General features: G+C 62.9%; 17 protein-coding genes. 9 read left to right on the top strand and 8 right to left on the bottom strand.

Annotation, left to right across the window (positions count from 1 at the left end; translation table 11 throughout):
• Positions 1-17 precede the first annotated feature (17 nt).
• From DXK50_RS02990 to pelG, 5 genes are read left to right on the top strand one after another with little or no spacing between them, the layout of a single operon-like run.
• Entirely contained in the window at positions 18-536 is a 519-nt protein-coding gene (locus DXK50_RS02990; protein WP_125880879.1) for a penicillin-binding protein activator LpoB, read from the top strand.
• Between the two features lie 5 nt (positions 537-541).
• Positions 542-1,909 carry a PelD GGDEF domain-containing protein gene (locus DXK50_RS02985; RefSeq protein WP_212629285.1) on the top strand — a complete coding sequence of 456 codons (1,368 nt, stop codon included), beginning with the start codon at positions 542-544 and terminating at the stop codon, positions 1,907-1,909.
• Positions 1,887-2,876, top strand: a complete 990-nt coding sequence (locus DXK50_RS02980; protein ID WP_212629284.1) for a HEAT repeat domain-containing protein — start codon at positions 1,887-1,889, stop codon at positions 2,874-2,876. The genes DXK50_RS02985 and DXK50_RS02980 overlap by 23 nt, the downstream gene beginning before the upstream one ends.
• Positions 2,873-4,399: a GT4 family glycosyltransferase PelF gene (pelF, locus tag DXK50_RS02975; RefSeq protein ID WP_212629283.1), complete on the top strand. Its 1,527-nt coding sequence runs from the start codon at positions 2,873-2,875 to the stop codon at positions 4,397-4,399. Before DXK50_RS02980 ends, pelF begins: the two co-directional genes overlap by 4 nt.
• Positions 4,400-5,770, top strand: coding sequence for an exopolysaccharide Pel transporter PelG (gene pelG / locus DXK50_RS02970; RefSeq protein ID WP_212629282.1), 1,371 nt, complete (start codon positions 4,400-4,402; stop codon positions 5,768-5,770). It abuts the gene before it with no gap.
• Positions 5,771-5,908: 138 nt separating this feature from the next.
• Here the strand turns inward: pelG and DXK50_RS02965 are convergent, their stop codons facing one another.
• From DXK50_RS02965 to DXK50_RS02950, 4 genes are all read right to left on the bottom strand, one after another.
• Positions 5,909-7,645, bottom strand: a complete 1,737-nt coding sequence (locus DXK50_RS02965) for an IlvD/Edd family dehydratase (RefSeq protein ID WP_212629281.1) — start codon at positions 7,643-7,645, stop codon at positions 5,909-5,911.
• Positions 7,646-7,711: 66 nt separating this feature from the next.
• On the bottom strand, positions 7,712-9,004 hold the full coding sequence (locus tag DXK50_RS02960) for a TRAP transporter large permease (protein ID WP_212629280.1): 1,293 nt from the start codon (positions 9,002-9,004) through the stop codon (positions 7,712-7,714).
• A 16-nt stretch (positions 9,005-9,020) separates the two neighbouring features.
• Complete coding sequence (locus tag DXK50_RS02955) at positions 9,021-9,569, bottom strand: TRAP transporter small permease subunit (RefSeq protein WP_249186661.1); 549 nt, start codon at positions 9,567-9,569, stop codon at positions 9,021-9,023.
• A gap of 73 nt (positions 9,570-9,642) precedes the next feature.
• A complete protein-coding gene (locus tag DXK50_RS02950) occupies positions 9,643-10,668 on the bottom strand; it encodes a TRAP transporter substrate-binding protein (protein ID WP_212629278.1) in 1,026 nt (341 codons plus the stop codon).
• A gap of 176 nt (positions 10,669-10,844) precedes the next feature.
• Here DXK50_RS02950 and DXK50_RS02945 point away from each other — a divergent pair, with 176 nt between their 5' ends.
• The gene (locus tag DXK50_RS02945; protein WP_249186601.1) at positions 10,845-11,816 is read left to right on the top strand and encodes a LysR substrate-binding domain-containing protein; all 972 of its coding nucleotides are present in this window, start codon (positions 10,845-10,847) and stop codon (positions 11,814-11,816) included.
• Between the two features lie 78 nt (positions 11,817-11,894).
• Here DXK50_RS02945 and DXK50_RS02940 read toward each other — a convergent pair whose 3' ends face one another.
• Complete coding sequence (locus tag DXK50_RS02940) at positions 11,895-12,839, bottom strand: LysR family transcriptional regulator (protein WP_161865904.1); 945 nt, start codon at positions 12,837-12,839, stop codon at positions 11,895-11,897.
• Positions 12,840-12,960: 121 nt separating this feature from the next.
• Between DXK50_RS02940 and araD1 the strand changes: the two genes are divergently transcribed.
• Both araD1 and DXK50_RS02930 read left to right on the top strand, forming a co-directional pair.
• On the top strand, positions 12,961-13,962 hold the full coding sequence (gene araD1 / locus DXK50_RS02935) for an AraD1 family protein (RefSeq protein ID WP_212629277.1): 1,002 nt from the start codon (positions 12,961-12,963) through the stop codon (positions 13,960-13,962).
• Between the two features lie 210 nt (positions 13,963-14,172).
• Positions 14,173-15,756, top strand: coding sequence for an aldehyde dehydrogenase (NADP(+)) (locus DXK50_RS02930; RefSeq protein WP_212629276.1), 1,584 nt, complete (start codon positions 14,173-14,175; stop codon positions 15,754-15,756).
• Between the two features lie 69 nt (positions 15,757-15,825).
• On the opposite strand, the gene DXK50_RS02925 is transcribed toward DXK50_RS02930, so the two are convergent.
• Positions 15,826-16,599 (bottom strand): alpha/beta fold hydrolase, encoded by a 774-nt coding sequence (locus DXK50_RS02925; protein WP_212629275.1) that lies wholly within the window; start codon positions 16,597-16,599, stop codon positions 15,826-15,828.
• A 98-nt stretch (positions 16,600-16,697) separates the two neighbouring features.
• Between DXK50_RS02925 and DXK50_RS02920 the strand changes: the two genes are divergently transcribed.
• Positions 16,698-18,125: an HD domain-containing phosphohydrolase gene (locus DXK50_RS02920; protein WP_212629274.1), complete on the top strand. Its 1,428-nt coding sequence runs from the start codon at positions 16,698-16,700 to the stop codon at positions 18,123-18,125.
• Positions 18,126-18,427: 302 nt separating this feature from the next.
• Here DXK50_RS02920 and DXK50_RS02915 read toward each other — a convergent pair whose 3' ends face one another.
• Both DXK50_RS02915 and DXK50_RS02910 read right to left on the bottom strand, forming a co-directional pair.
• Positions 18,428-20,677, bottom strand: coding sequence for an ATP-binding protein (locus DXK50_RS02915; protein ID WP_212629273.1), 2,250 nt, complete (start codon positions 20,675-20,677; stop codon positions 18,428-18,430).
• Entirely contained in the window at positions 20,674-21,288 is a 615-nt protein-coding gene (locus DXK50_RS02910; RefSeq protein ID WP_212629272.1) for a biliverdin-producing heme oxygenase, read from the bottom strand. Before DXK50_RS02910 ends, DXK50_RS02915 begins: the two co-directional genes overlap by 4 nt.
• Between the last annotated feature and the right edge of the window lie 7 nt (positions 21,289-21,295).

Raw genomic sequence — 21,295 nt, 5'->3', positions numbered from 1 at the left:
TCAAAGGAGGAATGAAGATGCAAACCATACGTTGCCTGACTCTGGCGGTCATCGCACTGATCGTCTCGGGATGCTCGAGCTTTACCGGTGGCAGCGGTCAGACCCTGTCCCGTGATGCCTCGTGGGGCGTCGCTCCGCTGGTCAACTTTGCGCAGGCGCCCCAGGCGGGCGAACGTGCCGAGCAGATCCTGATCAGTATCCTGGCGGAAGAGGGCGTGCGTCCTCTGATGTACCCGCAGCAACCGCAGAAGGATCTTCTGCTGCAGGATGACCGTGAGCGTCAGGCACAGGCACTGGCCTGGGCGCGTCAGCAGAAGCTGGCTTACGTGATCACCGGTAGCGTGGAAGAATGGCAGTACAAGAACGGCCTGGACGGCGAGCCGGCAGTCGGCATCAGCCTGCAGATCCTCGAGCCGGCTACCGGTCGTGTGGTTTGGAGCTCCAGCGGCGCGCGCGCCGGTTGGTCGCGTGAAAGCGTTGCAGGCGCAGCCCAGAAGGTATTGCGCAAGCTGGTAGGTAACCTCGACTTCGAGTAATCACGATGCAGTCTGCCCACAAGGATTTCATTCTTGCGCCAAGGGCCAGCGGTCGCGTTTCCTGGTGGGAAACCTCTCTGCTGACGCTCCTGGCCCTCGGTTTCGGCTACTGGTTGTCGCCAGAGGACCCGCTGCTCGTTGCAGCCTCGTTCCCCTGGATGATTCTGGTGCCGATACTGCTCGGCGTTCGCTACGGATTCCTGCAGGGGCTGTTCAGTGCTGCGCTGCTGATCGCGGCGCTCTTCGTCTTCCGTATTGCGGGGCATGAGCTTTACGTCGACACACCGGCTTCCTTCATCGTCGGCATGCTGCTGTGCAGCATGCTGGTCGGCGAGTTCCGCGATATCTGGGAGCGACGTCTGGAGCGCCTCAGCCTGGCCAACGAATACCGCCAGCTGCGTCTCGACGAGTTCACCCGTTCGCATCACATCCTGCGCATTTCTCACGACCGCCTGGAACAGCGGGTGGCAGGCAATGACCAGAGCCTGCGCAGTTCGCTGCTCAGCTTGCGTGAGCAATTGCGGGCGTTGCCGGGGGATCGCGACGCATTGAAGACCCTCTCCGATACGGTGTTGTCGCTGCTGGCCCAGTATGGCTCGCTCAGGGTCGCTGGCCTTTACCGGGTCATCGACAATGAACGTATCGATCCTCAGCCGCTGGCCGTGCAGGGTGAAATGGCCCGGCTCGATGAGCGCGACATCCTGCTCAAGCAGTGTCTGCAGCGTGGCGAGCTGGTTAGCGTTCGCTCCGACGTGCTGGATCGTGGCGAAGGGACTCGTCACTCGGCGCTGCAGACCTGCGTGCCGCTGATCGATACCGAGGATCGCATCCTGGCGGTACTGGCCATTCAGCAGATGCCGTTCTTCATGTTCCACGAGCGTAGCTTCAGCCTGCTGGCCATCCTTGCCGGGCATATCGCCGATCTGCTGGTGAGCGACGCGCAAGCCCTGCAGTTGCCGGATGCCGACGCGCAGCAGTATTCCCAGTTGCTCAAGCGTTCGCTCAGCGATGCCCGCGATCACGATCTGCCGGCCAGCCTGTTCGCCTTCGAACTGGCCGAGGAGCATGGCGAGGAAGTCCAGCGACTGCTGGAGAGCAGCCAGCGTGGTCTGGACGTGCAACTGAAGGTCATCAACGCACGTGGCAGTCGCCTGGTGCTGGTCTTGCTGCCACTGACTTCCGGGGAAGGCTCCAAGGGCTACATGGTGCGTCTGAAGCAGCTGTTTGCGGAGCGCTTTGGCCAAGGTCGCGAACTGGAGTCGCTGGGTGTTCAGACCCATCAGTTCATTTTCGACGGTGGCGATGAGCGCGAGGCGCTGCGGCACTTCCTTTTCAACGAGTGTGCTCTGAATGATCAGCAAGTGGCTGTTTAGCGGCGCGGCGCTGCTCGAGCTGGGCAGTTGGGCCAGCGCGGTCAGCGATCTGCCGGCACATCAGGCTGCCCTGCTGTATGCCTCTGCCCACGGTCTGGGCAGTGCCATGCTGACGGCGGGGATCTGGCTGTTGCTGCCTCGGCGCTATCGCAATCCTATGCCGTGGAGCCCGCTGTTCATTTTCAGCCTCTCCTTCTTCATCCCGCTGATCGGCATGCTCGGCGTCGCGCTGGCCTTGTTCCCTGCGCTCTACCTGCCGCGCAAGCGCAAGGTTCAGCCGTGGGAGGCGACAGCCGTTCCCGAGCTGCCTTTTCGCCCGCGCCAGCGCACCCGTGAGCTGATGTTCAACGATGGCGGTTTGCAGGATGTGTTGCGTCACGCGCCCGACCCCGATCAGCGCCTGACGGCGATCTTCGCCACGCGGCGTATGCGCAGCAAGGAGGCGATTCCGATTCTCAAGCTGGCGCTGCGCGATCCGTCCGATGACGTACGTCTGCTGGCTTACTCGATGCTCGATCAGCGCGAGAGTCGCATCAACCAGCGCATCGAGCATGCACTGGTGAGCATGGAAAGCACCAAGCCCGATCGCAAGTTTGCCCTGCATGGTCAACTGGCACGTTGGTACTGGGAGCTGGCATACGTCGGTCTGGCCCAGGGCAGCGTACTGGAGCATGTGCTGCAGCAGGCCTGGAGTCATGTGATCGCTGCATTGCAGGGCGAGCCCAGCGGCGAGCTGCACCTGCTGGCAGGGCGAATCGCCATGGAGCAGGGCAACCTTGACGAGGCCACGTTGCAGTTCGACCAGTCGGCAATGACCGGGACCAGTGCGGCGCAACTGGCGCCGTACCGGGCAGAAGTGGCTTTCCTGCGTCAGCGCTATGACGATATTCCGCAAATGCTGGCGAGCATGCCGGCCGACATGTTGCAACGTCCCCCCTTCGCGGCATTGGCAAGATACTGGCTATGAGTGAGAAAACCACAGTTCCTGACGTACAGAGCGTCGATGTTTGCCTGTTGCTCGAAGGAACCTGGCCGTACGTGCGCGGCGGCGTGTCCAGCTGGATCAATCAGCTGATTCTGGGTTTGCCGGAACTGACCTTTTCGGTGCTGTTCATTGGCGGCCAGAAGGAGGCCTACGGCAAGCGCCACTACGCCATCCCGGACAACGTCGTGCATATTCAGGAGCACTTCCTCGAGGACGCCTGGAGCGCCATGCCGGCTACCAGCTTGCGGGAGACCCCCGAGCTCGCCGAGCTGATGATGGATGTGCATCGCTTTCTGCATAACCCGGAAGAACCGAGCGCCGAGCAGGGCGATGCGTTCGTCGATACCCTGGCTGTCGGGCGTATCGGTCGCGAAGCGTTCCTGCAGAGTCGTGCCAGCTGGGAGGCCATCGTCGATGGCTACACCCAGCACTGTGCCGACCCCTCGTTCGTCAACTATTTCTGGACGCTGCGCTCCATGCAGGCACCGTTGTTCATGCTCGCCGAGGTGTCCAGAAGCCTGCCGCGTGCGCGCATGCTGCACTCGATATCCACGGGCTATGCCGGCCTGCTCGGCAGCGTCTTGCAGCGCCGCTGGGGTTGTCATTACCTGCTCAGCGAACACGGCATCTATACCAAGGAGCGCAAGATCGACCTGGCCCAGGCCGGCTGGATCGCCGAGAGTCCGGACGAACGTCTGAGTACCGGTCTGGATGCCGAGGTCAGCTACATCCGCCGCCTGTGGATTCGCTTCTTCGAACGTATCGGTCTGATCACCTATCGCTCGGCGCATTCGATCATCGCCTTGTACGAGGGCAACCGCCGGCGTCAGGTCAGTGACGGCGCGCCGGCCGAGCGTACGCGGGTCATTCCCAACGGCATCGATCTCGGCAGTTGGGATCAGGCGCTGGCCAGTCGCCCTGAAGGCGTGCCGGCAGTGGCCGGTCTGGTCGGGCGCGTAGTCCCGATCAAGGACGTGAAGACCTTCATCCGCGCGATTCGCGGTGTGGTCAGTGTCATGCCCGAGGCTGAAGGCTGGATCGTCGGTCCGGAAGAGGAAGATCCGGACTACGCCGCCGAGTGCCATAGCCTGGTGGCGAGTCTTGGCTTGCAGGACAAGGTGCGCTTTCTCGGTTTCCGCCAGGTGCGCGAGGTCGTCCCGCAATTGGGTGTGATGGTGCTGACCTCTATCAGCGAGGCGCAGCCGCTGGTGGTGCTCGAAGCCTGGGCCGCCGGTACGCCGGTGGTCACCAGTGACGTTGGCTCCTGCCGGGAACTGGTCGAAGGCTCCAGCGAGGAAGACCGGCAACTGGGGACTGCGGGTGAGGTGGTGGCGATTGCCGATCCTCAGGCGACGTCGCGGGCCATTCTCTCGCTGTTGCGCAACCCCGAGCGCTGGAAGGCCGCTCAGGCCGTCGGCCTCGAGCGCGTGAAGCGTTATTACACCGAAGAACTGATGCTCGCCCGTTATCGCGAGCTGTACCGCGAAGGCACGGAGAGCGCGTAGATGGCCGGCATAGGTTTTGAACTGAGGAAGATCCTGTCCAAGGATTCCTACACCTCGACGATGCGCGCCTACCTGTATGCTGGCCTGATCAGCTCAGGCCCCTGGGTGCTGTCGATCATCAGCGTCATGCTCATCGGTGTGCTGAGCCTAGGGGCGGTACTGCCGGAAACGCTGATTGGCCAGTTCCTGGTGACGGTGACCTACCTGATGGCCACGTCGCTCATCCTCACGGGTGGTCTGCAGCTGTTTTTCACCCGCTTCGTTTCCGACCGCCTGTTCGAACGGCGGCTGGACATGATCCTGCCCAACCTGGTGGGCATTCTGTTACTGGTCACGGTTTTCTCCGGACTGCTTGCGATTGTCGTGCTGGGCTTTTTGTTCGACCAGTCGTTCTCCTATCGCCTGCTGGTGATGGCCAACTTCGTCGTGCTGTGCAACCTGTGGCTGGTGATCATCTTCCTGTCCGGGATGAAGGCCTATAACCGCATCCTCGGCGTGATGTTCCTCGGCTACTCGCTGATGGTGGCCTCGGCCTACCTGCTGCGCTTCCTGAACATCGATGGGCTGCTGCTGGGGTTGCTGATCGGTCACTCTAGCCTGTTGTTCATCTTCCTCTTCGACATCCTGCGCGAATATCCGGCCGAGCGCCTGGTCGCGTTCGACTTCCTCAAGCGCCGTCAGGTGTTCGTCAGCCTGTTGCTGACCGGGCTCTGCTACAACCTGGGAATCTGGATCGACAAGTTCATTTTCTGGTTCAACCCGGCCACCTCGGAAGCGGTGATCGGCCCGCTGCGCGCGTCGATTCTCTATGACCTGCCGATCTTCCTCGCCTATCTGTCGATCATTCCCGGCATGGCGGTGTTCCTGGTGCGTATCGAAACCGACTTTGCCGAGTGGTACGAGCGCGTCTATGACGCCATCCGTGGCGGTGAAACCCTGCAGCACATCGGCTGGTTGAAGGAGCAGATGATCCTGGCGATCCGTCAGGGCCTGATGGAAATCTGCAAGGTGCAGGGGCTGACGCTGGTGCTGCTGTTCCTGCTGGCGCCACAGTTGTTGTCGTGGCTGGGCATCTCCCATTACTACCTGCCGCTGTTCTACATCGACGTGATCGGGGTGAGTATCCAGGTCGTGTTCATGGCCCTGCTCAACGTGTTCTTCTATCTGGACAAGCGCGCCATCGTGCTCGAGCTGTGCGTGCTCTTCGTGCTGGCCAACGGTGCGCTGACTCTGTTCAGCCAGATGCTCGGCCCGACCTTCTTCGGCTACGGCTTCACCCTGTCGCTGCTGCTGTGCGTGCTGCTGGGTCTGTACCGGCTCAACGACGCGCTGGAAGATCTGGAATTCGAGACCTTCATGATGAGCCGCTAAGAAAAGCGGCTTAGTCATTCGCGATCAAGGACGCGTCAGCGCCTTTCTTCGCATGCCCTTGAATAGCTGCCGCGCGAATCGCGCCGCATAAGCGGCGCTTTGCTGATGCTGAACTCGTTGGCACCGAGCTGAATCGACTCAGTGCGAATGCCGCGGCACGGCAGAGCCGCGGCAGCCGACCAGAAAGTCGAAGTCGCAGCCCTCATCGGCCTGCAGTACGTGATCGACATAGAGGCGACGGTAACCGCCGTCCCAGAGCAGGCCCTGCGGTTGTTGCCAGGCCGCCAGGCGCGCCTGCAGTTCCGCTTCGGGGATGTCCAGATGCAGGCGTCCGTTGGCGCAATCGAGCTCGATGAAATCCCCGTTCTGGACCACTGCCAGCGGGCCGCCGGCCGCAGCCTCGGGGGCTACGTGCAGCACCACGGTGCCATAGGCGGTTCCGCTCATGCGTGCGTCGGAGATGCGCACCATGTCGGTGATGCCCTTGGCCAGAACCTTGGGCGGCAGCCCCATGTTGCCCACTTCCGCCATGCCCGGATAACCCTTGGGACCGCAGTTCTTCATGACCAGAACGCAGGTTTCATCGACGTCCAGTTGCGGGTCATTGATCCGCGCCTTGTAGTCGTCGAAGTCCTCGAACACCACGGCACGGCCGCGGTGCTGCATCAGTGCCGGGCTCGCTGCCGAGGGTTTCAGCACCGCCCCCTTGGGCGCGAGGTTGCCGCGCAGCACACAGATACCGCCATCGGCGCGCAATGGATTGTCGAGTTGGCGGATCACCTCGTCGTCGCCATAGATCGGCGCATCCTTGCAGTTCTCCCAGAGGTTCTTGCCGTTGGCCGTCAGCGCCTGCGGGTTGGGCAGCAAGCCGTTCTCGCCGAGGCGGCGGATGACGGCAGGCAGGCCCCCGGCGTAGTAGAACTCTTCCATCAGGAAGCGACCGGAGGGCTGAAGGTCGACGATGGTCGGTGTGCCGCGCCCCACCCGGGTCCAGTCGTCCAGCTCCAGCTCGACGCCCATGCGCCCGGCGATGGCCTTGAGGTGGATCACCGCGTTGGTCGACCCGCCAATGGCGGCATTGAGCCGGATCGCGTTCTCGAAGGCTTCGCGAGTCAGAATCTTCGACAGGCGCAGGTCTTCATGGACCATTTCGACGATGCGCATGCCCGACAGATGAGCCAGCACGTAGCGTCGCGAATCGACCGCCGGGATGGCGGCATTGTGCGGCAGCGAGGTGCCCAGGGCTTCAGCCATGCAGGCCATGGTCGAGGCCGTCCCCATGGTGTTGCAGGTGCCCGCCGAGCGCGACATGCCCGCCTCGGCGGCCATGAAATCATGGATCGAGATCTTGCCGGCCTTGACCTCTTCGCTGAGCTGCCAGACCACCGTGCCGGAGCCGATGTCCTTGCCCTTGTGCTTGCCGTTGAGCATGGGCCCGCCGGTGACGACGATGGCCGGTACGTCGCAGCTCGCGGCGCCCATCAGCAGTGCCGGCGTGGTCTTGTCGCAGCCGGTCAGCAGAACCACGGCGTCTATCGGGTTGCCCCGGATCGCTTCCTCGACATCCATGCTCGCCAGGTTGCGGGTGAGCATGGCGGTCGGGCGCAGGTTGGATTCGCCGTTGGAGAACACCGGAAATTCCAGCGGGTAACCACCGGCTTCCAGCACGCCCTGTTTGACGTGCTCGGCGATCTTGCGAAAGTGCGCATTGCAGGGCGTCAGTTCGGACCAGGTATTGCAGATGCCGATGATCGGCTTGCCCTGAAATTCATGGTCGGGAATGCCCTGGTTCTTCATCCAGCTGCGATACATGAAGCCGTTCTTGTCGGCGCTGCCGAACCACTGCGCGGAGCGGAGGGGACGTTTGTCTGTCATGAGGAAAACCTGCCAGGGTACGAAAGGCCGCCCGGGGCCCTTCGGGTTGATCGGAAACAAGGAGGGTTACAGCAGCCAGGTGGAGATCGCCGGCACGTACAGGAGTAGCCCGAGCACGAACAACTGGATGATGATGAACGGCACCATCGACCTGAAGATGTCGGTGAGGCTGATATCCGGGGGCGCCACGCTTTTCAGGTAGAAGGCTGCCGGGCCGAAGGGAGGCGAGATGTAGGACACCTGCATGCTCACGGCGAAAAGAATGCCGAACCACACCGGGTCATAGCCGAGTTGCACCACAATCGGCACGAAGATCGGCAGGCAGAGCATGGCGATGCCGATCCAGTCGAGGATCATGCCGAGCACCAGGAAAATCAGCATCATCACCAGGATGATGACGAAGGGGGCTACATCCAGACCGCTGATCGCCGAGGAGACGAAGCGGTTGCCACCCATCAGGTTGTAGACTCCCACCAGGCAGGCTGCGCCGATGCCGATCCAGACGATCATCCCGCAGGTTTCCAGCGTTTGGGTCAGGCTGCCCTGAAGCAACTTGACGCTGAACTCACCGCGTACGATGACCGCGAACAGCACGCCCAGCGCACCCATGGCCGCGGCTTCCGTGACCGAGGCAATGCCGCCATAGATGCTGCCAAGCACCAGCCCGGCGATGGCGACCGGGTAGAACATGCCGCGGAACGCCTCGCCCACGCTGAGGCGCGGCGTGCGGGCATCCTGCTCGACATGAGCGCCACCCATCTGCGGATAACGCGTACACATCACCACCACATAGATCATGTAGCAGCTCATCAGCAGGAAGGCCGGAACCACCGCCGCCTTGAACAGGTCGGCGATCGAGACACTGGCGATCAGGCCATAGATGATCAGTACGATCGATGGCGGCACCATGGTGCCGAGCGAGCCGCCGGCGCACACCACGCCGATGGCGATGCGTTTGTCGTAACCCAGGCGCAGCATCTGCGGCAGGCCGAGCAGGACGATCTCGCCGCCGATGATTCCGGAGATGGCGGCCAGGAAGAACGCCACGACCAGCGTCTGTACTGCGACCCCGCCGGGCAGGCGCCCCGCGAAGAAGCGCATCGAGTTGAACAGGTCCCGGGCCAGACCGGAGCGATCGAGCAGCCCGGCCATGAAGACGAACATGGGGACGGCGACCAGGGAGTATTCGGTGATGAAACCGAACATGCGGCTGGCCACCAGGGGAACGGCCATCGGACCGAACCAGCCCAGGGTGAAGATCGCCGCCACCAGGCCGGTGACATAGGCCAGGGGCAGGCCCAGTATCAGCAGGCCGAAGATGGCGAAAATGATCAGGTAAGTTGCGATTTCAATGCTCATGGCGCGAATTCCGAAGTCATTTGTTATTGCGCCAGTGCTGGCTGATGCGCACGACCTGCTGCAGTGCCATGAGGGCGATCGAAATCAGGATGATGATCTTGATGAAGGCGGGCAGCGGTGGGTTCCAGGAGGAGCCCGAGGTTTCCAGGCGCCAGCTGCCATCGGGTGCATGGGTGGCATTGACGGCCAGCACCCAGGCCGCATAGCCGATGGCCAGGCAGAACAGGATGCCCAGCACCAGGTTGAGCAGTTCCAGCCAGGAGCGTTTTCGCGGCGAAAGACGATCCAGCAGGATGCGAATCTGGATGTGTCTGTTGGTGGCCAGTGCGTAAGGCCCGCCCAGTGCGAAGATGGTCGCGACCAGGAACGTGGTGGTCTCGTGGGCCCATTCCGTGGGGGCATTGAATCCATAGCGCATGATCACTTCATAAACGCTGACGAGCATGGCGACGAACACCAGCCAGGCGACAGCCTGACCGATACGCTGGATCATCCGGTCGAAGCGGTTCTGGCCAGGTGCGGGTTCTGTGGCGGGAAGAGGGCCGTCGCTCGGTGATTGCGGCATTTTCACTGTAAAGCTCCTCGTCAGCCCCGGCCGAAACCGGGGCTGTGTGCTCAGAGTGGTTTGAAGAAGGGCGTCAGAGCAGGCCTTTGCTCTGCAGATAGGCCTGGATCGAGTCGACGGCTTCCTTTGCCTCGGGGCTGCGCTCACGCCAGGAGCTCCACTCGGCACGGGCAATCTGACGGAATTTCTTCAGCTCTTCGGCAGGGAGGGTGGTCAGGGTCACGTCACCTTTCTGCCTGGCGATAGCCACCTGCTCTTCGTCCTTGGTCTGCAGGTCTCCGATCAACTGAGCGGTGAAGGCGTCCACCGAGTCTTCGAGAATGCGCTTTTGCTCGTCGCTGAGCCCATCCCAGATGGCCTTGTTGATGGAAATGTCCTTCATCGGCATCGAGTGGAAGCCAGGGTAAATCGCGAAGGGGGCGTACTTGTGGTAGCCCTGCTGGTAGTTGGTGGCGAACACGGTGTAGTCGGCGGCATCGATCACGCCTTTTTCCAGCGCCGTATAGACCTCGGAGGTGGGAAGGTTAACTGGCGCGGCGCCGACCAGTTTGAATGCGTTCGACACCATGCCTTCCGGCGCGCGAATCTTCAGGCCCTTGAAGTCATCCAGTTTCTCGATACGGCGCTTGGTGATCAGCGACTCGACGCCAACCGCGCCAGCACGGATCAGGTGCACGTTATAGGGCTCCACCAGACGGTTGTACCCGTCCTCACCGCCGTTGCGCATGAAATCGAGGAAGGTGGTGGTGTCGTTCCAGGCACCGACCATGTTGCCGTAGACGGCAAAGGCCGCGTTCTTGCCGGAGAAGTAGCCTGGGTCGGTGATGTGGCCCTGAATGATGCCGGCCCCGACAGCGTCGAGTGTCTCGTTGTTGCCAACGATGGTGCCGGTAGGCATGACTTCGATGAGGATTTCGCCGTTGGTCTTCTCGCCGACGCTCTTGGCCCATTGCTGGGCGATGCGGAATTCGTCGTCGCCGGCATTGACGTTGATCTGGAACTTCCATTCCTCCTTCGCCAGCACAGCGCTCGAGCTCAGGATCAAGGCCAGGGCCGCGAGACCTTTACCCAGGCGGAAGGGGGTTGCAGTGAGTTTCATGGTGCCTCTCCGATTATTTTTATAAGGGCATTTCCAGCGCCAGGGCTCTGTTCAGGACGCCAGCGAAAACAGACGAGCAGTGCGGCATCTGTCATTCCCGGTAGAGGGTAGACAGACGAGGCATCATCAACAAATATGTATTTGCGCCTTGTCCATATCAAAATGGATATACCTCCATGAAGCCTCTCAATAGCAGCTGGTTTGTCCGTGCCCGGTTGAAGAGCCGGCACATACCCTTGCTGGTCGCGCTGGGTGATACCGGCAACCTCAACCGTGCCGCCGAAGGCCTGGGGATCTCCCAGCCGGCCATTTCCAAGCTGCTCAAGGAGCTCGAGGATGGTCTGGAAGTCGCGCTGTTCGAGCGGCATGCCCGCGGCGTGGTGCCGACACTCTATGGCGAAGCGATGATTCGTCATGCGCGCAGAATCCAGACCAGCCTCGAGGATGCCTTCGATGAGGTCTGCGCGATGCGCGGCGGGCAACGCGGGCATGTGCGCATCGGCACCATTCTGACGCCCTGCGCCGAGCTGCTTCCGGAGCTGACGCGACGAGTCAAACAGAGCCATCCGAATCTGGAGTTGAGTATTCGCACCGGCTCCAGTCTCGATCTGATGGCGATCCTCAACGACGGCGAGCTGGATTTTCTGGTCGCGCGTTTCTTTGCCGAAAGTGCCCAGACCGGCATGTGTTTCGAGCCGCTTTACAAGGAGCCGCTATGCGTCTGTGCGCGGGCAGGGTTGATCAACCACGTGCTGTCGCGCGAGGACTTGCACGCTGCCGATTGGGTGTTGCCGCCGTCCGGCAGTGTGCTGCGGCATGAGTTCGATGCTCTTTTCCAGCACGTCGGCATGTACCCGCCGAGCAAGGTGGTCAATGCGGAGAATCTGCTGATGGTGACTACGTTGCTGGAGCAGAACGACATGCTCACCGTGCTGCCGCGCGAGGTGGTGGCGCACTATGCTCGCTACGGCATGCTGGCTATCGCCGAACTGGAGCCCGGCATAGAGGATGACCTCAACCGCAACCTGATGGCCTACGGCATCATCACCAAGAACGAGGAGTTGCTGTCTCCCGCGGCTAAAAGCGTACTGGCGCTGTTGCGCGAGAGCGCACATTTGCTACCTGTCGCTGGGCGTGCCGCGATCTGACCGGCCAGGGCTCGGGCCTGCGGGCAGCCCCTCGATCCGCATGTGGAGATGCACGCTGGCTGGTCTCTCCGGTTTCGCTCAGTTGCCTTCCGGCAAGGCGTCCTGCTCGCTGCGCAGGTGCTCGAGCAACTGCGCAGCGAGCGGCGACAGGCTGGTGCCGCTGCGATGGATGATCGAGCACGGTTCGTTACGCGACTGCAGCGATAGCGGCAGCCGGCGCAGCAGACCGAAGCCTTCGCTGGAGCAGGCGATGGAATGGGGCATCACCGCCACCAGCTGGGGGTCTTCCTGCAGCAGGCTGAGCATGGTGAAGGTCGAGGAGGTTTCCAGCGGGTTGCGCGGGAACTCCAGGCCGGCTTCGCCGAACTCGCGTTCCAGCACCGTGCGCATCGGTGTACCGGTCGGGTAGACCACCCAGCTGTAAGCACTCAGGTCGGCCAGATTCAGCGCCGGATTGCCCTGCTGCGGATGCTGCGGGGCGGCGACCAGTGCCAGCTGTTCCGCGTGCAGGCTCAGGCATTCATAGGCATCCGGGTGCTGGCTGCCGCTGGTGCGCGCAATGGCCAGGTCAAGGCGACCCTCATCGAGCAGCTTGAGCAGCCGCGGGCTGATGTCTTCGACGATCTGTACGGAAATGTCCGGCTGCGCCTGGCGCAGGCGGGTCAGTGCACGCAGTACCAGCGGCACCGAGCCGGCGATGGTGCCCACCGCAAGATGGCCGCCGTGGCCCTGGAGAATGCCCTGCATCTCGTCATGCAGGTGTGCCAGGTCGTTGTGGATAAGACGTGCATAGCGAATCACGCAGCGCCCCATGTCGTTGGCCTGCAGGCCCTGCGCCGTGCGCACGAACAGGGGCGTGCCGAAGGTGGTTTCGATCTCGTGCAGCGCCTTGGTCGCGCCCGGCTGACTGATGGCGACGCGCTCGGCGGCGCGGTGCAATGTGCCCAGTTCGTCGAGAGCGATCAGCAGACGCAGCTGGCGGATGCGCAGGCGCGAAACGATGTAGGTCAGTGGCGGCAACATGGGGATGAGGAAAAGTTATCACCTAATCAGAAGCTTTCATTAGGCAGTACTGCGGGCACTTTTTAAAGTGCCGTGCAGATATGGCGCCGCGATGGTGCTGAACAACAGCAGGAGCAAAGCGATGCGGTTGATCCAGTTTGAAAGTGAACAGGGCCAGCGCCAGGTCGGCGTCGTCGGTGATGCGCAGATCAATGTGGTCAGGGGCATCGGCAGCACCCGCGAGCTGGCGCTGCAGGCGATCCGCAACGGCCATGGGCTGATCGCCGAGATCGAGCGTCTGGGCGTCGAGCAGGGGCCGGCCTATGCCGAGCTGATCGAGCAAAAGCGCCTGCTGGCTCCGCTGGATCACACCGACCCGGCTCATTGCCTGGTTTCCGGCACCGGTCTGACCCATCTGGGCAGCGCCTCCACGCGCGACAGGATGCACCAGCAGGTCGAGGCGCAGCAGGCCGAAGGCAAGCTCACCGACTCCATGCAGATGTTCCAGTGGGGCATGGCCGGTGGGCGTCCGGCGGCCGGCAGCGAAGGCGCGCAGCCGGAGTGGTTCTACAAGGGCGACGGCAGCATCGTGGTTCGCCCCGGCGAGGATTTCCCGGTGCCCGATTTCGCCGAGGACTTCGGCGAGGAGCCCGAGCTGACCGGCCTCTACGTGATTGGTGACGATGGCCAGCCGTATCGCATCGGTTTCGCACTGGGCAACGAGTTCTCCGACCACGTGGTCGAGCGCAAGAACTACCTTTACCTGGCGCACTCGAAGCTGCGCTTCTGCTCCTTCGGCCCGGAAATGCTGATCGGCGAGCTGCCGCGGCATCTGTCCGGCGTCAGCCGCATCCGCCGTGGCGACCAGGTATTGTGGGAGAAGGAGTTCCTCTCCGGTGAGGACAACATGTGCCACAGCCTGGAGAACCTGGAATACCACCACTTCAAGTATCGCCAGTTCCTGCGTCCGGGTGACGTGCATGTGCACTTCTTCGGTACCGCGACGCTGTCCTTCGCCGACGGCATCAAGGCGCAACCGGGGGACACCTTCGAAGTCAGCCTGGAAGCGCTGGGCGAGCCGCTGCGCAACGGAATTCGTGTGCACGCGCCAGCGGTGAAGGTGGGCGGTGTACGCCAGCTTTAAGCCGCTGTCAGGCCCGGCTGTGCTGCGGGCGGATCGAGAATCCGCTCGCCGGATTAGCGAATTGCGCCCTCACCAGAGGACGAATTTTTTAAGTTATCACTTATCATATGTCTGACAACTGCAGTAGAGTTGTCATTCCTCGGCTTCCAGGGTCGAGGCCTCATTCATTGTCCGGGGCGGCGTTGCCGTCCCACCTGACAGGAGAACGCCATGCTGAGTCTGACTGGCCACAATTACATCGGCGGTGAGCGCCGCGCCGCCGGCACCGTGGAGCACAAGAGCCTCGACGCCAGCAGCGGTGAAGCGCTGCCGTACACCTTTATCCAGGCCACGCCGGAAGAAGTCGACGCTGCCGCCCAGGCTGCCGCTGCCGCTTATCCGATCTACCGCAATCTGTCGGCCGAGCGCCGTGCCGAGTTTCTCGACGCCATCGCCGACGAGATCGATGCCCTCGGTGACGATTTCGTCGCCCTGGTCACCCGCGAAACCGCACTGCCGGCTGCCCGCATTCAGGGTGAACGTGGTCGTACAAGTGGCCAGATGCGCCTGTTCGCCAAGGTGCTGCGTCGTGGCGACTTCTACGGTGCGCGCATCGACCGCGCCCTGCCGGATCGTCAGCCACTGCCGCGCCCGGATATCCGTCAATATCAGATCGGCGTCGGTCCGGTCGCCGTGTTCGGCGCCAGCAACTTCCCGCTGGCCTTCTCCACCGCCGGTGGCGATACCGCCTCGGCCCTGGCTGCCGGCTGCCCGGTGGTGTTCAAGGCGCATAGCGGCCACATGGCCACTGCCGAATGCGTGGCCGATGCAGTGATCCGCGCCGCCGAGAAAACCGGCATGCCCAAGGGCGTGTTCAACATGATCTTCGGCGGCGGCGTCGGCGAGATCCTGGTCAAGCACCCGGCCATCCAGGCCGTCGGCTTCACCGGTTCGCTGAAAGGCGGTCGCGCCCTGTGCGATATGGCCGCTGCCCGCCCGCAGCCGATCCCGGTGTTCGCCGAGATGTCCAGCGTCAACCCGGTTATCGTCCTGCCCGGCGCCCTGAAGGCGCGTGGCGCCACAGTGGCCAAGGAGCTGGCTGGCTCCGTGGTACTGGGCTGCGGCCAGTTCTGCACCAACCCGGGGCTGGTTATCGGCATTCGCGGCGCCGAATTCAGTGAGTTCGTCGCCGGCCTGGCTGATGCCATCGGCGCACAACCGGCGCAGACCATGCTCAACGCCGGCACCCTGCGCAGCTACGCCAACGGCGTCGCGCAGCTCAAAGGCCATGCCAAGGTCAGCCATCTGGCGGGTAACGAGCAGGCCGGCAACCAGGCGCAGCCGCAGCTGTTCAAGGCCGACGTGAGCATGCTGCTCGAAGGCGACCACCTGCTGCAGGAAGAAGTCTTCGGCCCGACCACCATCGTCGTCGAAGTCGCCGACAGCGCCGAGCTGACCCGTGCCCTGCAGAGCATGCACGGCCAGCTGACCGCCACCCTGATCGCCGAGCGTGAAGACCTGACTGCCTTCCGCGACCTGCTGCCGCTGCTGGAAGTCAAAGCCGGCCGTGTGCTGCTCAATGGTTACCCGACCGGCGTGGAAGTCTGCGACTCCATGGTTCATGGTGGCCCGTACCCGGCGACTTCCGACGCCCGCGGTACTTCGGTCGGCACCCTGGCGATTCACCGCTTCCTGCGTCCGGTCTGCTACCAGAACTACCCGGACGAGGTGCTGCCGGAGGCGCTGCAGAACGCCAACCCGCTGGGCATTCAGCGTCTGGTCGACGGCGTGCACAGCCGTGACGCGCTGAGCTGATCCGAGCGCTGTAACGAACAATGCCGCACCCGTGAGGGGGCGGCATTTTTCATTCAGAAGGCTGCGTCTTTATTTGGCCGCGGCCTGGGTTTTCTCCACCGCCTGGATGATCACCTTGGCCACATCGGCCGGACGCGACTGCTGCGGCACGTGGCTGGCGGCGACCTCGGTGGTTTGCGCGCCGATCTTCTTGGCGAAGTCGCGCTGCATCTCCGGCACGATCATGCGGTCATCGCTGGCGACCAGGTACCAGGACGGCTTCTGTTTCCAGGCTGCGACGCTGGTGCGCTCATCGAACGCCGCTGCGCGGATCGGGCCTTGCGTGGCGGTCATCACTGCCGTCTGCGCGGCTGGCAGGTCCTGTGCGAAGTCGGTCGCCATGCCCTGCGGCGTCATGTACAAAAAGCCGTTCTTGTCCGCCGCGATCTGGCTCGAACCCGGCGCGGTGCGGTAGCCGCTGTAGAGCTCGCCGCTGGACTGACCGGCGTTGGGGGCGAACGCGGCGACATAGACGAGGCTGCGCACTTTCTCGTCGGCCCCGGCCTCGGTGATCACCGTGCCGCCCCAGGAGTGGCCGACCAAAACCACGTCGCCGTCCTGGTTGTTCAGCACGCGCTGGGTGGCGGCCACGTCATCGGCCAGCGAGGTCAGCGGGTTCTGCACCACGGTGACCTTGATGCCTTTTTCCTGCAGCAGCGGCACGACCTTGGCCCAGTCGGAGCCGTCGGCGAAGGCGCCGTGGACGATCACCACCGAGGGCTTGGCCTCGGCAGCCTGGGTATTGATGGCGAAGAAGGGGCTGGCAATGGCGAGGGCCAGGATCAACGGCTTGGAATTGAACATGATTGAATCTCCTGTGCTTGGGGGAGTTCAGTGTCGATAATGCGCCGGTGTCCCGGTATCGGTCGTTTATCCGAGGTCTGCAAAAAAAGGAGAGCTGCATGGTGAGTGACGCCGTCGCGCTGGAAGACGCCATGCTGGCGCTGGCCATGGTCGGTGACCTGAGCATGGGCCAGCCCATCGATCAGTCGCGCCGTACCGCGCGCCTTGCGCAGTGGCTGGTGCAGGCCAGTGGCGGCGAGTCGGCGCTGATCGATGCGGCCCGCCAGGTGGCGCTGCTGCGTTGGTCGGGCTGCACGGCCAACGCCGAGGGCTTCATGCGCCTGTTTGGCGACGATGTCGGCGGGCGCCGCGACATGCTCGCGCACACCCTCGATGCCGCTGGCCAGCGCGCCATGCTGCGCACCACGCCCTTGGCCGTGGTGCACTGCGAAGTGGCCGGCGAGGTGGCCCGCACCCTCGACTTGCCGGGGCAGGTCGAGCTGGGGCTGCGGCACATCTTCGAATGCTACGACGGCAGCGGCCGGCCGCTGGGCCTGCGTCATCCCGATATTCCGCAGGTGGTCTATCACGTGGTGCTGGCCGGCGATCTGGAAATCCTCTCGCGCGTCCATGGTCTGGAGGCGGCGCTGGAATGGATCGGCGCACAGGGCGATCGCCGCTATCCCGCTGCCCTCGCCGCATTGCTTATCCGTCACGCAGCGGATTGGCTGGACGCACTGCGCACGCCCGAGGGCATGCGGCCTGGCGTCGGGCCGCAGGTCTCGCTGACCCTGGTGGGCGACGTGATCGATCTCAAGCTGTCCTGGCTGGCCGGCTATTCACGCCAGGCTGCCAGCCTGGTGCGCGATGCCGGCCGGCTGTGGGGCTTGCCCGAAGATCGCCTCGACATGCTCGCCAAGGCGACGCTGATCCATGGCCTGGGGCGCGCGGCCGTGCCCAATCGAATCTGGAGCACGCCCGGCCCGCTGCTCGAAGGCGACCTCGAATCGGTACGCCTGGTGCCCTACTGGACGCACCGCGCCTGCAGCCAGATCGGCGGCCTGAGCGAAGCCGGGCAACTGGCCGCGCATGCCTACGAACGGCTGGATGGCAGCGGCTATTTCCGCTCGCTGAGTGGTGATGCCCTGAGTGGCGAACACCGACTGCTGAGCGCCGCACTGGCCTGGCTCGCATTGCGCGGCGAGCGCCCCTGGCGAGCGGCTCTCAGTGACGAGCAGGCCGCCGGCGTATTGCTGGATGAAGCCGAGCAGGGCCGCTTCGACCCACGCGCCTGCCAGGCAGTGATCAGCGCGGCGCATGGCGAGCAGGCGCCGCTGGTCAGCAAACCCGGCAACGGCCTGCTCAGCGAGCGCGAGACGCAGATCCTGCAGCGCATCAGCAGCGGGGCGAGCAACAAGGAAGTGGCGCGCGACCTGGGCATCAGCCCGAGCACGGTGCGCACCCATGTCGAAAGCGTGTTCCGCAAGTTGCAGTGTTCGACGCGAGCGGCAGCGACCCTGAAGGCGCTGACCTTGGGAGTGATTTGAGGCAGGGGCGGCGGCTCAGTCGCCCCCGCCGGCACCATCTCCCCCGCCGCCCGAGTCGAAGCCCCCGTCACCGTATCCAGGGCTGGAATCCTGCCCGCTCAGGCCGCTTCTCCTGCTTTTGCCCGCGCGTGACTTGGGCCTCGAGCGTTGCCACGAATAGATGAAGAGCACTGCGAATGCGATAGCGATCAGCGGCAGAATATCCATGCGTGTTTCTCTCCATTGCCTGGCGATGGTCCTGGCGGCACTGGCCTGACGCCTATCCAGTGAAAACCTCGGTGCTAGAGAGGCGTCCGAGTCGCCTACAGCGCACTTTCCGCAAGCGCCGGCACGGTAAACTGAAACTCCGACCCCTTGCCCAATTCGCTCTGGACGCCGATATGCCCGCCGTGGGCTTCCACTATGCCTTGGGTAATGTACAAACCAAGCCCGGTCCCGGTTGGATTGCCATCCTTCGCCGTCCAGTAACGGTCGAACACATGGGGCAGGTGCTCCTTGGGGATGCCTTCGCCGGTATCGCGCACAGTAAATAGGATGTCATCACCGACAGATTTCGCGTGGACTCCGACCTTGCCCTGTCGTGGGGTGAACTTGATCGCATTGCCGATCAGGTTCGAGAGCACCTGAAACAGCCGCTCTGGATCAGCGTGAATGCGCAGATCGGGATCAGCCTCGAAGGAAATACTGATGTCCTTGTCAAGGGCGAGGGGGGCGAGCAGCGATTGCGCCTCTTCGAACATGTGCCCGACATCGAGCTTCTGCGGGGTGATGGTATAGCGACCCGCGTCGATCTTCGACGTGTCGAGCAGGTCCTCGAGCAGGGTATTCATCCGTCCGGCAGCCTGCTGCATGGTGTCGAGTGCCGTGGCGATGCGTCGTGAGGTGTGCGGGCCGTCGGAGCTGAAAGTCTTCTGCATCATGCCGCAGAGCATCGAAATCACCGTCATGGGGTTCCTCAGGTCATGCGATACCACGGCAACCAGCTCGTCACGAGCACGCACCGCCTCCTGCTCGCGGCGGACTTGCCGGGCTAGGTCATGCTCCAGCGCCGAGCGGCGCAGGTCGTTGGCCGCAAACAGATCTCCCTGGCTCCATTTGGTTGAGATACCGGCCATTTCGACCTTCCAGATTTCGAACGATGTACGAGGCCGCAAGCGCAGGCCGGCATCGGAATTTTCCAAGTCCAGGGGTTTGCGCGGATCGCCGCTCCAGTTGATGCTTTCCTTCACCTCCGGACGAAACCACAGCACAGCGTTATCCACCGGTTTGGGCAGGCTCATCGCAAGTACGCCGCTGGCCACCTGCGGATACTGCGCCGCGGGCGGATAGACAGCACAAAGGTGGTGACTGGAAAACACCGACTCGCCCCTGTCCTGCAACCATTGGTGCAGCGCGCGGATTTCCTGGGGCTCCGGGCAGTTGCCGTATCGGTGTAACTGCTTGTCTTCGATGATGGCGACACCGCCAGCCACCGTCAGCGCCATCAGCACCTCAGGTTGCCCTGCCAGCCCATCGAAAACAGTCTGCGGCGAATCGATCATTGCCTGATTGAGCAGCGTCAGCGCATCGATTTTCTCCTCCCGCTGGCGGTTGATCTCCAGCGACTCCATGGCGCTGATCTGTAACGACAACACCTGACCGATAGTCTGGCAGGCGCTGCGCAGCTCATGCGGTACGTGCAACGGCTGGCGATTGCCGCAACTGATCAGGCCCCAGAGTTTGTCGTCCTTGAGCAGGGAGATACTCATCGACGACAGCACCCCCATGTTCTTCATGTACTGGCAGTGAATCGGGGAAACGCTGCGCAAGGTGGCGAAGCTCAGGTCCAGCGGGGTCTGCGTGTCGGGACGCAGCTTCGGCACCAGAGGCACCGGTTGGTAATCGGCGTTGGGGATGATTCGCAGCCAATTGGTGCGATACAGCTCGCGGGCCTGTTCGGGTATGTCCGAGGCGGGGAAGAACAGGCCATTGAAGAGCTCCATTGACGGCGCGGTGGCTTCAGCGATGACCTGACCATGGCCCTCTTCCTCGAAGCGGTAGATGAGCACCCGGTCATAACCGGTCATCGCCTGAATTTCCCTGACACTGATGTCATACAGCTCCTGCAGCGTGGTCGCTACCTGCAGGCGCTGGAGCAGGCGGGCCAGGTTGGTGTTGAGCCCCGCGACGTTTCGCGGCTGGAAATTTTCCACGTGGATTTCCAGCTCCAGGATCAACACACCCTGATACCGGTGCAACAAACCCTCGAATGCCGTGCCATTGATGTGAAAGTGAAGGGGCCCTGCGTCGGCGAACGCTGGCCGCACCAACGCCTCGCGTACTGCTTCGGTATGGGCCTGGCCAATCAGCTTGTCTAACGGTTGGCCGATCAGATCTTGCGGCGTGTGCGCCAGCAAGGTTTCGACATTGGCGCTGATCTGGATGATCTCCAGAGCGGGCTCGCTGAGTGTCAGCAGCAAGCCATGGGGCTGAATCGCGCCGGGGAAGCGGATCGGCTCGTCGGCGCAGTTGTTCAGCAAGTCTTCAAAGGCATCTTGGTTCTGCGGGGTCATATCAGTACCTCTCTGCTTTCGAGCCAGCGCTCGAAACAGCCGAATGTGGCTCGGGCCGCCATGACAACGGCTCCGCGTTCGCCCGTATCCAGGGATCGGCTACCCAGATAGGCAATGAAATTACGCCAGCGTCGCCCGGTGTTGGCGCCGTAGATATCGAGAAATGCCGCTCCGTTGTCGGCATTCAGGCCCAGCCGCGAAGCCATTTCCCGGCGCAGGATTTGCCCACCGAGCGTTGCCCCTTCGAGCACATATAGAACGCCCAGGCAGGTGGGCCTGCAGTTAATTGCCGGCAATGAATGGCAGATCGGCAAACACTCGAGGGCCTCGGCTGACAGGCCTAACGCATGCAGGTCTTTGCACAGTGTGGGCGCTTTGAGACGCGACACCAGATCGAAATCGGCAGACGTCACGTCGCTGGCGAGCAACGCGTTTTCAAGCGGCATATAGAAGCCGTAATACGCCTGCATCAGTCGTTGAAAGGCGTTCGTGTCGAGCAGGTCAGAGAAAAAAGGAAGCTGTCTTTCCAGCCTGATGTGCAGTTCCGCAGTACCGGCCCGCAGATCTTGCAGCACCGGCAGCACAGGAACTTCGCGTGCCTTGGCTTGCATGTGGGAC

This window comes from Pseudomonas sp. KB-10 (assembly GCF_018221585.1).
GTDB classification, from domain to species: domain Bacteria; phylum Pseudomonadota; class Gammaproteobacteria; order Pseudomonadales; family Pseudomonadaceae; genus Aquipseudomonas; species Aquipseudomonas yangonensis.
Note: the sequence above shows the minus strand (reverse complement) of the source record. Positions and strands in the feature narration are given on the sequence as shown.